Source organism: Amycolatopsis sp. A133, from assembly GCF_031082405.1.
Taxonomy (GTDB): Bacteria; Actinomycetota; Actinomycetes; order Mycobacteriales; family Pseudonocardiaceae; genus Amycolatopsis.
The window spans coordinates 1-12,662 of sequence record NZ_JAVHJU010000040.1; the positions used below are offsets into that span (position 1 = coordinate 1).

Consider the following 12,662-nt stretch of genomic DNA (forward strand, 5'->3'; position numbering starts at 1 on the left):
TGAGTGGTAAGGCGGGTTCTAACCCGCCTTACCACTCACGACAGCCGCGGCAGACTGCTCAGCCCGCGCAGCACACGTGTTCCGACCACTCCGGAACGTGCCACCAGTGCTGTTTCTCCGCCGATCGGGCCGCGGGCACCACTTCGGTGGCCGCCCGTGCGCCCGGTTTGTCCCGGTAGGGCGCCAGCAGCTCGCCGACCGTCCGCAGCACCCCGCCGACCAGCACGCTGCGGACGTTCGCGGCCGCCTTGATGTCCTGCAACGGGTTGCCGCCGACGAGCGAGAAATCGGCGTACGCGCCTGGCTTGAGCACCCCGATCCGGTCCTCGAGCCCGAGCCACCGGGCCGGGTTGCGGGTGGCGGTGGTGAGCGCCTCGTACGGCGTGAACCCGAACTCGACCATGGCCCGCAGGTTCTGGTGGGTGGAGACGGCCACGTTGTCCAGCGGGGAATCCGTGCCGGTGACCACGAACCCGCCCGCCCGGTGGATCCGCAGCACCATGTCGACGTTCCCGGCGAGGACCTGGCGGAGGTAGGCGTTCTCCGGGTTGCCCGCGGTGTCCGCTGTGGTCTTGAGCTGCTGGTATTCCCACGGCGGGAAGAGGACCTCGGTGCGCTCGTCGGTCACGAGTGACTTGTCGTCCGCGTACAGCGCCCTGGAGGTGAACAACGTCGGCGTGATCGACATCCCCGAGCGGACGAACAAGGAGACCGCGTCCTGGTACGACCGGCCGATCCGGCTGACGGTGTGCGAGTACCCGAGCCGGTTGGTGGCCCCGGTGTGCTCCATGGCGTCCATGCCGATGTTCGCCGCCGGGTACAGGTAGTGCGACGACAGCGGGATGCCCGCCCGGTGCGCGGCCCGGACCACGGCCTGCTGGTAAGCCACGGGGAGCCGGACGTACGTCTTGATCATGTCGTACTCCAGCTCGACCGCGCGGGACAGCTCCAGGTCCAGCTGCTCGGGCGAAAGCGTCGGCCGCATGAAGTTGTAGTAGATCCGGGAGCCGTCGATGGCTTCCCCGGTACCGAAGTACCTCGGCCCGACCCGGTTTCCGGATTCCAGCGCCTCGCGCGTCTCCAGCATCTGGTACACCGGGTCGCCGGGCGAGCGGGTCGTGGTGATGCCGTAGGACAGCCACAGCCTGCCCTGCCGGTCACCCCACTGCCGGCCGCGCAGGTGCCAGTGGTTGTGGATGTCGATGAGCCCGGGCATGGCGGTCAGGTCGTGCGCATCGACGGTCCCGGGTGCGTTCCGGTGCGGCCGGATGCCGGCGATCCGGCCGCCGTCGACGACGATGTCGACGTCCCGCCGCAGCGTCCGGGCGACGCCGTCCCAAGCCGCGCCGACGTGGATGACGGTCCGGTGCGGGGGCCGCGGCCGGGCCCACGTGAAGTCGAGCCGGATCGTGCGGGGCTCGCCGCCGGTGATCTTCTGCGCCTTGAGCCGTCCCTTGGACAGGTACACGAGCGTGTCGTTCCCTTGCCAGGCCAGTGAATCGGTGACGTCGTGGGTGACCTGCCTCGGCGCACCGACGAGCTGCCCGGAGCCGTCGACCGGGGCGATCCAGGCGACGCTCTCGACCGTGAACGCGAGGTACCGGCCGTCGGGTGACCACAGTGGACCGTCGTCGCCGCGGGTGGCGAGCGAACGGAACGGCATGGGCTCGGCGTAGCGGAGTTCGTGGGTCTTCAGGTCGACCGTGAGGATCTGGCTCGTGCCTTCGCGGTACCGCCGCGAGTACGGCTTGACCGCGGCCAGCGCGAGGACCGATCCGTCGGGTGACCAGGTCGGCCGGCCCGGCATGAACAGCGGCGGCGTCACCTGCTGGGCCGTGGCCGTGGCGACGTCGTGGATCCACGTGGCGCCGTCCTGGTCGGAGTAGGCCACCCGGCCGCCGTCCGGCGACCACCGCGGCGCGACCTGGGCGCCCGCCAGCTGGGTCAGGACGGTGTCCTCGCCGGTGCCGAGGTCACGCAGCCACAGGTCGGCGGTGCCGAGCCGGTCGCTCGTGTAGAGCAGCTTCGTCCCGTCCGGGTGGAAGTCCGGGTCGGAGTTGAAGTAGCCGTCGTCGATCAGCCGCTGCGGCCGGCCCCCGCCCGCCGCGACGACGTAGATCGCGTTGAGGGCCCGGAACGCGATCCGCTTGCCGTCGGAGGACACCACCGGACCGGCGATGCCCCGGACGGGCTTCGGCGCGGCCGAGTCCAGGTCGCGGACCCGCCTCCGGTAGCCGCGCGCGGCCGTGGCCACGCCGCCTTCGAACGGGATGTCCTTGACGGCGCCGGACCGCGCACGCCGCCGGATGTGCCCGTCGGCGGTGTAGAGCACGTCGGACCCGGACCAGTTCGCGGCGAAGCCGAAGACGTCCTCGCCCCGGGTCAGCTGCTCCTCGCCGAGCATGAGGTCCGCTTCGGCGCCGCGCAGCCGCAGGTAGCTGGGCTGCCCGCCGGGACCGAACGCGGGGCCGTAGACCTTGTCGGTGCCGGTCGCGGTGACCAGGCGCGTGCGGGCGCCGGTGGCCACGGTGACGACGTCGATGGCGGTGTCGTTCACGGTGAAGACGATCTTCGTGCCGTCGGCCGACCACCGCGGAGACGCCTCTTCGTCCGCGGTGGACACCACCGTGCCGATCGCTCCGGAGGCGACGTCCAGCAGGTGGATGCCGTAGCTGCCGTCCCGGTCGCTGCTGAAGGCGATCTTGGTGCCGTCCGGCGAAAACACGGGTTCCCGGTGGTCGAACTGCCCGCTGGTCAGCTTGCGGGGCGCACCGCCGGCGACATCGATGACGTACAGGTGGAAGTGGCCGTCGCGGTACGACTGGAACACGATCCGCCGTCCGTCCGGCGACCAGCTGGGGAGCGTGGCGTCCTGCAGGTCGTCGGTGAGCCGCCGGGCGCGGCCGCCACCGGCGGGCAGCACCCAGATCGCGGTGACCAGGTCGAGCGCGATCCACCGGCCGTCCGGGGACAGCGCGGCGGACATGTTCGTGCCCTCCCGCAGCACGACGTCGCCTTGTCCGGCGTCCGGTTCGGCCTCGGCTACCCCCGCCCCGGCCACGGCCAGCACGGCGGCGGCTGCACCACCTCGCACGAGAACTTCACGACGGGAGAGGCCTTCTGGCGCCATACGGCCAACTATGCCCACCCGCCGGATCGGCCGTCCAGCGGCCGAGCGGGTTTTTCACCGGATATCCGGTGAAGGCGGGAAGAGCTGCCGGGGGCGGCGCGCTCGCGCCGCCCCCGGAGTCCGTCAGCCGTGGTCTTCCAGCATCTCGGTGACCAGGGCGGCGATCGGCGACCGCTCCGAGCGCGTCAGCGTGACGTGCGCGAACAGCGGGTGGCCCTTGAGCTTCTCGATCACCGCCGAGACGCCGTCGTGCCGCCCGACGCGCAGGTTGTCCCGCTGGGCGACGTCGTGCGTGAGCACCACCCGGGACGCCGTGCCGAGCCGCGAAAGCACCGTGAGCAGGACGTTCCGCTCCAGTGACTGGGCCTCGTCGACGATCACGAACGTGTCGTGCAGCGACCGGCCGCGGATGTGCGTCAGCGGGAGCACCTCGAGCATGCCGCGGTCGAAGACCTCGTCGAGGACGTCCTGGCTGACCAGCGCGCCGAGCGTGTCGAACACCGCCTGCGCCCACGGCTGCATCTTCTCGCTCTCGGACCCGGGCAGGTAGCCGAGGTCCTGGCCGCCGACGGCGTAGACCGGCCGGAACACCACGACCTTGCGGTGCTGGCGGCGTTCCATCACGGCCTCGAGCCCCGCGCACAGCGCGAGCGCCGACTTGCCGGTGCCGGCCCGGCCGCCCAGCGACACGATGCCGACGTCGGAGTCGAGCAGCAGGTCGAGGGCGACGCGCTGCTCGGCGCTGCGGCCGTGCAGGCCGAACGCCTCGCGGTCGCCGCGGACCAGCCGGATCCGCTTGTCCGCCGTGATCCGCCCCAGCGCGCTGGAGCTGCCCGCGAGCAGCCGCAGCCCGGTGTGGCAGGGCAGCTCGGCGAGCTCGTCCATGCCGTACTCGACGGGGTCGACGGTGCCGCCGCCGAACAGCGTGTCGAGCACGTCCTGTTCGACGTCGACGTCCGCCATGCCCGTCCAGCCGGACGGCGTCACTTCCTGCGCGCGGTACTCGTCCGCCTCGAGACCGACGGCCCCGGCCTTGACCCGCAGCGGGATGTCCTTCGTCACCAGCGTGACCGCCGCGTTCTCCGCCGCCAGGTTGAGCGCGCAGGCGAGGATGCGGTGGTCGTTGGAGTCGGTCCGGAACCCGGACGGGAGCACCGACGGGTCCGAGTGGTTCAGCTCCACCTGCAGCGTGCCGCCGTGGTCCCCGATGGGGAGCGGCGCGTCGAGCCTGCCGTACTGCCGGCGCAGGTCGTCGAGCATGCGCAGGGATTCCCGGGCGAACCAGCCGAGCTCCGGGTGGTGGCGCTTCGCCTCCAGTTCACTGATGACGACCAGCGGAAGCACAACCGCGTGCTCGGCGAACCGAGTGACCGCCCACGGGTCCGAAAGGAGGACCGACGTGTCGAGCACGTACATGTGCTGCTGGGATTCAGGCGCTTTCTCCGGGCCAGGAACGGCACCGGTCGAAGAGTGGCCAGAGGCCTTGCGGGGCAAACGCTGCGCAGTCACGACGGCATCTCCCTCGAGGGCGTGTGCACCGCACGCCCGCACTCGCTGGGCCGGGCACCTCCCTGGCTGGACCACTCCTCCTGACCTCAGGTCAGGTGGCGCGGCCACGAGGGCCGGGTGCCGGCCCCCTCGAGCGTCTCGTGGGCGGCTGAGCCGCCCCCTCGATCACCGCCACGACCAGGGCCTCCCGTGAGGACCCGCACGGAACGCGCGCCCTCACCTCGGAAGGTACCCACGAATGCGGGATCGCGCAGGGAGCCAACACGGTGATTCGCCAGATCGTCATCTCACCGTCGGTCGCCCGAAATCAACTCTGAGTGCGCTTCAGGGCTCGTGACCAGCGGTTTTCCGGGGCGCTAGGAGCCGAACCGGCGGTGCCGCCAGGCGTAGTCGCGGATGGCACGCAGGAAGTCCACGCGGCGGAAGGCGGGCCAGTACGCCTCGGTGAACCAGAACTCCGAGTGCGCGGACTGCCACAGCAGGAACCCGGAAAGCCGTTGCTCGCCCGAGGTGCGGATGATGAGGTCCGGGTCCGGCTGGCCCGAGGTGTAGAGGTGCTCGGAGATGTGGTCGACGTCGAGGATCTTCGCCAGCTCGTGAATGGACGTTCCCTCGTCGGCGTGCTGGCGCAGCAGCTTCCGCACGGCGTCGGCGATTTCCTGCCGCCCGCCGTAGCCGACCGCGATGTTGACCTCCATCCCGGTCCGCCCCTCGGTCCGGATCGCGGCTTCGCTGAGTCGCTTTGCGACATCGGCGGGGAGCAGGTCGAGCGCGCCGACGATCCGCAGCCGCCACGGCGTCCCGGGGCCGGCGAGCTCGTCGGTGACGTCGGTGATGATCTTCAGCAGCGGCGTGAGCTCGTCCGGGTCCCGGTTGAGGTTGTCGGTGGACAGCAGCCACATGGTGACGACCTCGACATCGGCCTCCTGGCACCAGCTCAGGAAGTCCGCGATCTTCTTCGCCCCGGCCCGGTGACCGTCCGAAACGTCCGTGAAGCCCGCTTCACGAGCCCAGCGGCGGTTGCCGTCGAGCATGATGGCGATGTGCCGGGGATGCCGGCCCGCGGCCTGCTGGATGAGGCGCCTGCCGTAGGCGCTGTACACGACGTCGGACAAGAAGGAGCGAACACTCACGTCGAGTCAGCGTACGCACCCGTTGTGAGGCGTGTGACTTGAGCACTGCTGGAGAACCTACGCTGTCGTAGCCTGGATAGGTGAGCCTTACGACGGATCCCCCGCCCGCGGTGGACGCGCGCCCGCGCTTGCGCGGCCACATCCACTTCTGGACGTTCTTCGGCGCCGTCGCCGCAGTGGCGACGCTGATCAGCTTCGCCGCGTCCACAGTGTCCCCGTTAGCAGCTTTGGCGACGTCGGTGTACGGCCTGACGGTGCTGGGGCTGTTCGGCGTGAGTGCGTTGTACCACCGCCGGTTCTGGAGCCGGCGGGCGTACAAGTGGATGAAGCGCGCGGACCACTCGATGATCTTTTTGTTCATCGCGGGGACTTACACGCCGTTCACGCTCCTGGCGATGTCGAAGCCGACCGGCTACGTGATCTTGTCGATCGTGTGGGGCGGGGCGGTTGCCGGTGTGGCGCTGAAGATGCTTTGGCCGAATGCTCCGCGGTGGCTCGGGGTGCCGATCTACCTCGCTTTGGGCTGGGTCGCGGTGTTCGTGTTCCCCGAACTGGCGACGCACGCCGGTGTCGGGGCCCTCGTGCTGCTGTGCGTCGGTGGGTTGTTTTATACACTCGGGGCGGTTTTTTACGCCGTGAAGTGGCCCAATCACTGGCCTGAGACTTTTGGGTACCACGAGTTCTTTCACGCTTGTACTGTGCTGGCCGCTGTTTCGCATTATATTGCGATTTGGCTGGCCATGTACGCCTAGCTGCGTTTTGGGGGACCTGCAGCCCGAAGCCTGATTGTGACTACGGTCGGAGCCGGTCCCCCGCCTCACGGCAGGACAGCCGTCAGCCGAACATCCCCGGCTGGTACTCCCCCGCCGGGTTCCGGACGATCACGTTCAGGCGGTTCCACGCGTTGATCGTCGCCACCAGGGCGATCAGCGCCCCGATCTGCTCGTCGTCGTAGTGCTTGCGCACCGCGGCCCACGTCTCGTCGCTGACGCCGGTGTGCGTGTCCGCCAGCCGGGTGCCCTCCTCCGCCAGCGCCAGTGCCGCGCGCTCCGCTTCGGTGAACACCACCGCTTCGCGCCACGCCGCCACCATCGCCAGGCGGACCGCCGTCTCGCCGGCCGCCGCCGCGTCCTTCGTGTGCATGTCCAGGCACATCCCGCAGCCGTTGATCTGGCTGGCGCGGATCTTCACCAGCTCCTGCGCCGCCTTCGGGAGCGACGACTCCTCGACCGGGCGGGACGCCGCGATCAGGCGCTTGACGAACTTGCCGGTGATCTCGTTCTCGAACATGTTGAGCCGGGCTTCCATGGTGGTTCCCTTCCATCGTCTGCTTCACCCCCTTGACGAGGTGGGCGACGGCGTTGTGACAGCGCCGTGCGTGACGCCGGTCACGCCGATTTCAGTTCCACACCTTCGCGCCATCCCGGCGGGGCCGGTCACGCCCGGAACACGCGCTCCACCAGCGGCCGCCACCTGCGCTTGGCCAGCCGGAAGACGCTTCAAACCGCCACGTTCAGGGGTCACCCACGGGAACACCACGACGGTTGCCGTGCCCTCCGAGGAGGCCGACCGTGGGTTCACCAAGAGATCAACGCAGAGAGGAGCACGACCGCGATGGCCAAGACCATGCAGCCCGAGGAACTCATCGACAGCGCCGTGGTCGACTCGGACGGCAACAAGCTGGGGAAGGTCGGCAACGTCTACCTCGCCGACGCGACGCACCAGCCCGAGTGGATCACCGTCAAGACCGGCCTGTTCGGCACCAAGGAGAGCTTCGTCCCGCTCTCCGGCGCGCACACGGACAAGGACGGTGTCCACGTGCAGGTCGACAAGGACAGCGTCTCCGACGCGCCGCGCATCGACGCCGACGGGCACCTTTCGCCCGAAGAGAGCACGCAGCTCTACCAGCACTACGGCATGCCGGTGCCGCGCACCTCGCCCGACGGGCGGATGGACCGGGGCAAGGCCGCCATGAGCGGGCGCGGGAAGCGGGACGACCGCGCCATGACGCGCTCCGAGGAGCGGCTGAACGTCGGGACCGAGCAGGTCGAGACCGGGCACGTGCGGCTGCGCAAGTACGTCGTCACCGAAGAGCAGCAGGTCACCGTGCCCGTGCGGCACGAGGAGGTGCGCATCGAGCGGGAGCCGATCACCCGCGGCGACGGCACGGCGGAGATCGGCGAGGCCGAACAGGACGTCATCCTGCACGCCGAGAAACCCGTGGTGCGCAAGGAAACCGTGCCGGTCGAACGGGCGCGGCTGCGGACCGAGACGGTCAGCGACGAGCAGACCGTGTCCGGCAAGGTCCGCAAGGAGCAGTTCGAGGTCACCGACGACGACCGCAAGCACCGCCGGCCCTGACGGTCCTCACGGCCCCAAGGCTCCCGGACGGGTGGCCGGTCCCCGATACCGGCCACCCGTCTGGGCACCACCGCGGCCGGGTGGTCAGGACGTGAGCATCGGCGCCGCGAGGAACTGCTCCGGGATCGCGAACGCGTCGACCAGCGTGCGGGCGTGCGGACGCAGCTCCGAGCACAGCCGGTTCACCGCCGCCGTGACGGCCTTCCCGCGCGATGCCGTCAGGCGGCCGTGACCCAGGAACCACGCCAGGTCGTCTTCGATCGCCGACAGCGCGTACAGGTCGCAGACACGCTCGAGCAGCGTGCGGGCGTCCGGGTCTTCGCAGCGCTCGACGGCTGCCGAGAACGCCTCCAGCACCAGCCGTTCGACGTGGACGCGACCGGCGCGCAGCACGTGGTCCTGTGCGGAGTTGAAGACGCCGAACGGGTCGGCAGCCGCCTTGCGCAGGCGCCTCGCCACCCCTTCGACGACGTGGTCCTCGCGGTCCTCGAACAGCCGCAGCTGCCACTCGCGGCGGAAGAAGACCTCCGAGTCCGACCCCACGGTGAGCGACTCGACCGCTTTCCGCGCCGACGTCCGCTCCAGCACCGCGCTGACCACCTGCTCGGCGAAGAAGCGGGCCGTCGCCAGCGGCGAAAGGTCCTCGAAGTCCTGCTTGTAGCTGGTCAGCAGGCCCTTCGCGACCAGCTGCAGCAGGACCGTGTTGTCCCCCTCGAACGTCGTGAAGACGTCGGTGTCGGCCTTCAGGCCCGGCAGCACGTTCTCCGCCAGGTAGCCCGCCCCGCCGCACGCCTCGCGCGCCGTCTGGATCGCCGAGGTCGCGTGCCACGTCGCGAGCGCCTTCAGCCCGGCGGCGCGCGCCTCCAGCTCGCGCTGTTCCTCCTCGGGCGCCGACGAATCGATGTCGTTCAGCTTCGAGACCAGTTCTTCCTGCGCGAAGTGCAGCGCGTACGTCTTCGCCAGTGCCGGCAGCAGCTTCCGCTGGTGGGCCAGGTAGTCGAGGACGACGACCTCGTCGCCGTCCGGCTTCGCGAACTGGCGGCGGACCTCGCCGTAGCGGATCGCCAGCGCCAGCGCGCGTTTCGTGGCGCTGCCCGCGCTGCCCGCGACGCTCACCCGGCCGCGGATCAGCGTGCCCAGCATCGTGAAGAACCGGCGGCTGTCGCTTTCGATCGGGCTCGAGTACGTCCCGTCTTCGGCGACGTCACCGAAGCGGTTCAGCAACGCCTCGCGCGGGATCCGGACGTTGTCGAAACCCAGCCGTCCGTTGTCGACACCGTTGAGGCCCGCCTTCGGGCCGCAGTCCTCGATGGACACTCCCGGCATCGGCTTGCCGTCTTCGTCCCGGATCGGCACGAGGAACGCGTGCACCCCCCGCGACTCCGAACCCGTGATCAGCTGCGCGAAGACCACCGCCAGCCGGCCGTCGCGGGCCGCGTTGCCGATGTATTCCTTGCGCGCCATCGTGTCCGGCGTGTGCACCACGAACCCACCGTCCACGAAGGTCGCCGTGGTGCGCAGGTGCTGGACGTCGGAGCCGTGGCCGTGCTCGGTCATCGCGAAGCAGCCCAGCAGCTCGAGGTCCATGATCGCGCGCAGGTACCGCTCGTGGTGGCGCGCCGTGCCGAGCAGCTGGACGGCACCGCCGAACAGGCCCCACTGGACACCGGCCTTCACCATCAGCGACAGGTCGCCGTAGCCGAGCATCTCGAACGACGTCACCGAGCCGCCGACGTCACCACCGCCGCCGTACGCCGGGTCGAAGCCCAGGCCGGGCCGGTCGGTTTCGGCGAGCGCGCGCAGCTGGTCGAGCACCTGGGCGCGATGCGCCTCGATGCCGAGGTCCACCGGGTCCCGGAACTCCGCTTCGGCCATCTGCGCCCGCACCCCGCGGCGCAGCTCGGCCCAGCGACCGTCGAGGACGGCGGTCAGCGCGTCCGGATCCACCTTCGAGGGCACTTCGGGGACGTCCACGGCTACCTCCGGCAGGCTTCCTACTCGTTGGTAGTAAGCCTGCCGCAGCGCCACCGATCCCGCAGGGTCAGATCGGCTTGCCGTTGATCGTCACATTCGAAAACCGGGCGTTGTCCACGTACTTCAGCGTGTTCGAGGTGTCGGACACTCCCTCAAACGTGGAGTTCGCCACGCCGAACCCGTGCACGTGGGCGTCGGAAAGCCCGCTGACGTCGAACGCCTTGCCCGCGATCTTCGTGCTCGAACAGTGGCCGATCGCGAACGGTCCTAACGACGGGAGGTCACTGCCGGTCTGGCTGTTGTAGGTCGACGTCACGTACACGAAGTTGCGCGCGAACGTGCCGGAAACGCTGTCGAGGTTGATGTTCTCGGTGAATCCGCCACGCAGCGTGTTGGACTTCACGTAGAGCGCGAACTTCGTGTCACCCTGCACGGTGAGCCGGTGGGCGTAGACGTTGCGGATCCCGCCGGTCTGCTCGCTGCCGCAAGTGATCGCGCCCCAGTTGCCGTTCATCACGCAGTTCACCACGACGAGGTTCTGGCACGGCACGTTCACCCGGCGCCCGTCGGCGTCGCGACCGGACTTGATCGCGATGTTGTCGTCGTGCGCACCGAGGGTGCAGCTGGCGATGACGACGTGGTCGCACGACTCGGGGTCGCAGCCGTCGGTGTTGCTGTGGGCGGTGCTGGGGTCGGTGCTGACGCCGTCGACCGTGACGTTGCGGCACAGCGTCGGGTGCAGCTGCCAGAACATGGAGTTCTTCAAGGTGACGCCCTGGATCAGCACGTTCTCGCAGGCGTACGGCTCGACGAACGCCGACCGCGTGGTGTGCCCGGAGCCCGGCACCACCCGTTTCTCCGGCGCGATTCCGTCGGCCACCAGCGATTCCAGGTACGCGCGGTCGCTGCCCTTGTTCCACGACGACGTCGCCGCCGCGTCGAGCGTGCCGCGGCCGGTGAGGCCGATGTTCTTTTCCCCGTAGGCGTAGATCATCGGCGAGCGGTTGACGCACTCGATGCCTTCGTAGCGCGTCAAGACGTTCGGGAACTTCGAGGCGTCGCCGCTGAACTTGAGCACCGAGCCGGGTTCGAGGTGCAGGTCGACGTTGCTCCTGAGCCGGATGGCCCCGGTCAGGAAACTGCCGCCGCCCGGCACGACCACGTGGCCGCCACCGGCCGCGGCGCAGGCTTCGATCGCCTTCTTGATCGCCGCGGTGTTGTCGGTCTTGCCGTCGTTCTTCGCGCCGTAACCGGTGATCGGGAACCGGCGGTCCGGGAACACCGGGACCGTCGTGTTCGCGACGATGTCGTTCGCCGCCGGCCACGGGAGCGGGGGAACGTCGATGCGGGGTGCCGCCGAGGCAACCGCGGGCAGCAGCGGCACCGCCGCCACCGCGAGCCCGCCTTTGATCAGCTGCCGCCGGGTGAACCTGCCGTCCATGGACACTTCCTTCACGGGAAGACCTGGTGCGACGGCGGAACCGCGGCACGGACCGCGGGCACGACGAACTGTAGGCCGCCGATCGGGTCCGGGTCCAGGCTTGCGCGACCGGTGAAGATCGCAGCATGTCGATTCGAAAGGGCGTGCGCGCCCTCGCGCGTTGAGCGCCCCGCGGCGGCCAGGCCACGAAGCGGGCAACAACCCGCACACGCTGGTGGCGGACCGCGGAACGTGCCGCATGACCACGTGGCTCGACGACCCCGAACGGCTGGCGATCGCGGCCTTCGAGAACACGGCGCCGGTCTATTTTGATCCACCCGGAGCACGGGGGGACCGGGATCGCGCCGGGGGCTTGGTTCGGGCGGCGGCAGCGGGAGCCGGGAGCCGGGTTCCGGAAGCCGGCGCTGATCGCGGACTAAGGCGGTCGTGAGTGGTAAAGAGGGTTCTAACCCTCTTTACCACTCACGACCAGCCGCGGCAGAGCGTTCAGGCCAGGTCGGGGCCCTTGGAGCGCAGGTCGTCGACCTTGCTCATCGCTTCCCGCAGCTCGCCCAGCCAGCTGTCCGCGTGCTGGCCGACCAAGCGCACCGCCCAGGCCAGCGCGTCCGAGCGCGAACGCGCCACGCCCGCGTCGACCAGGGTGTCCAGCACCAGGCGTTCCGGCTGGCGCAGGCGCGTCATCACCGGGGCCGAGTGCGTCGTGAACAACGCCGTCGTGCCGCCCAGGCGTGCACCCCAGGCCACCTTGCGCTGGTAGCGGTGTTCGGCCTGGCGGGCGATCTCGATGCGCTCGTCGCGCGTCTCCTCGCGGTACCGGCTGATCCGGCCCTCTTCAGCCGCCGCGCGGGCCGCGTCGTCGGCGTACTCCTCCGTCAACGCCGGGAGCTCGCCGACCACGATGATCTCTTCGCGGTCGACCGTGACCTCCGGTGCGCCCGTGAACCAGCCGTCGGGCAGGCGGCCGCCGAACCAGGCCGCCGCGTCGTCCGCCGGCGGGACCTCGGCCTGCTGCCAGCCCCGGCCTCCGCGCCATCCCCGTCCCATGTCGCACTCCGATTACATGATTACATCGCTACCCAAGCTACGCCGAATACCGGGCAATCAACACGGCGTT

9 protein-coding genes are annotated in these 12,662 nt (G+C 69.8%); 2 read left to right on the forward strand and 7 right to left on the reverse strand.

Annotation, left to right across the window (positions count from 1 at the left end; translation table 11 throughout):
- Positions 1-58: 58 nt before the first annotated feature.
- From Q5425_RS25655 to Q5425_RS25665, 3 genes are all read right to left on the reverse strand, one after another.
- Positions 59-3,094, reverse strand: coding sequence for an amidohydrolase family protein (locus Q5425_RS25655; RefSeq protein WP_308674860.1), 3,036 nt, complete (start codon positions 3,092-3,094; stop codon positions 59-61).
- A 159-nt stretch (positions 3,095-3,253) separates the two neighbouring features.
- Positions 3,254-4,546: a PhoH family protein gene (locus tag Q5425_RS25660; RefSeq protein WP_308674861.1), complete on the reverse strand. Its 1,293-nt coding sequence runs from the start codon at positions 4,544-4,546 to the stop codon at positions 3,254-3,256.
- Between the two features lie 449 nt (positions 4,547-4,995).
- Positions 4,996-5,772: an isoprenyl transferase gene (locus tag Q5425_RS25665; RefSeq protein WP_308674862.1), complete on the reverse strand. Its 777-nt coding sequence runs from the start codon at positions 5,770-5,772 to the stop codon at positions 4,996-4,998.
- 80 nt (positions 5,773-5,852) lie between these two features.
- Between Q5425_RS25665 and Q5425_RS25670 the strand changes: the two genes are divergently transcribed.
- Complete coding sequence (locus Q5425_RS25670) at positions 5,853-6,524, forward strand: hemolysin III family protein (protein WP_308674863.1); 672 nt, start codon at positions 5,853-5,855, stop codon at positions 6,522-6,524.
- Positions 6,525-6,606: 82 nt separating this feature from the next.
- Here the strand turns inward: Q5425_RS25670 and Q5425_RS25675 are convergent, their stop codons facing one another.
- A complete protein-coding gene (locus tag Q5425_RS25675) occupies positions 6,607-7,080 on the reverse strand; it encodes a carboxymuconolactone decarboxylase family protein (protein WP_308674864.1) in 474 nt (157 codons plus the stop codon).
- Between the two features lie 306 nt (positions 7,081-7,386).
- Here Q5425_RS25675 and Q5425_RS25680 point away from each other — a divergent pair, with 306 nt between their 5' ends.
- On the forward strand, positions 7,387-8,133 hold the full coding sequence (locus Q5425_RS25680) for a PRC and DUF2382 domain-containing protein (protein WP_308674865.1): 747 nt from the start codon (positions 7,387-7,389) through the stop codon (positions 8,131-8,133).
- Positions 8,134-8,217: 84 nt separating this feature from the next.
- Here Q5425_RS25680 and Q5425_RS25685 read toward each other — a convergent pair whose 3' ends face one another.
- The 3 genes from Q5425_RS25685 to Q5425_RS25695 all read right to left on the reverse strand — a co-directional run bounded on the left by Q5425_RS25685 (position 8,218) and on the right by Q5425_RS25695 (position 12,592).
- Positions 8,218-10,107 carry an acyl-CoA dehydrogenase gene (locus Q5425_RS25685; RefSeq protein WP_308674866.1) on the reverse strand — a complete coding sequence of 630 codons (1,890 nt, stop codon included), beginning with the start codon at positions 10,105-10,107 and terminating at the stop codon, positions 8,218-8,220.
- A gap of 67 nt (positions 10,108-10,174) precedes the next feature.
- Positions 10,175-11,548, reverse strand: a complete 1,374-nt coding sequence (locus Q5425_RS25690; protein ID WP_308674867.1) for a glycosyl hydrolase family 28 protein — start codon at positions 11,546-11,548, stop codon at positions 10,175-10,177.
- Between the two features lie 486 nt (positions 11,549-12,034).
- Positions 12,035-12,592: a hypothetical protein gene (locus tag Q5425_RS25695; RefSeq protein ID WP_308674868.1), complete on the reverse strand. Its 558-nt coding sequence runs from the start codon at positions 12,590-12,592 to the stop codon at positions 12,035-12,037.
- Positions 12,593-12,662: the final 70 nt, after the last annotated feature.

Coding starts and splice junctions, on each gene's coding strand:
- Q5425_RS25660 (WP_308674861.1), bottom strand. CDS start 4,546: ATGTACGTGCTCGACACGTCGGTCCTCCTTTCGGACCCGTGGGCGGTC.
- Q5425_RS25675 (WP_308674864.1), bottom strand. CDS start 7,080: ATGGAAGCCCGGCTCAACATGTTCGAGAACGAGATCACCGGCAAGTTC.
- Q5425_RS25680 (WP_308674865.1), top strand. CDS start 7,387: ATGGCCAAGACCATGCAGCCCGAGGAACTCATCGACAGCGCCGTGGTC.
- Q5425_RS25690 (WP_308674867.1), bottom strand. CDS start 11,548: ATGGACGGCAGGTTCACCCGGCGGCAGCTGATCAAAGGCGGGCTCGCG.
- Q5425_RS25695 (WP_308674868.1), bottom strand. CDS start 12,592: ATGGGACGGGGATGGCGCGGAGGCCGGGGCTGGCAGCAGGCCGAGGTC.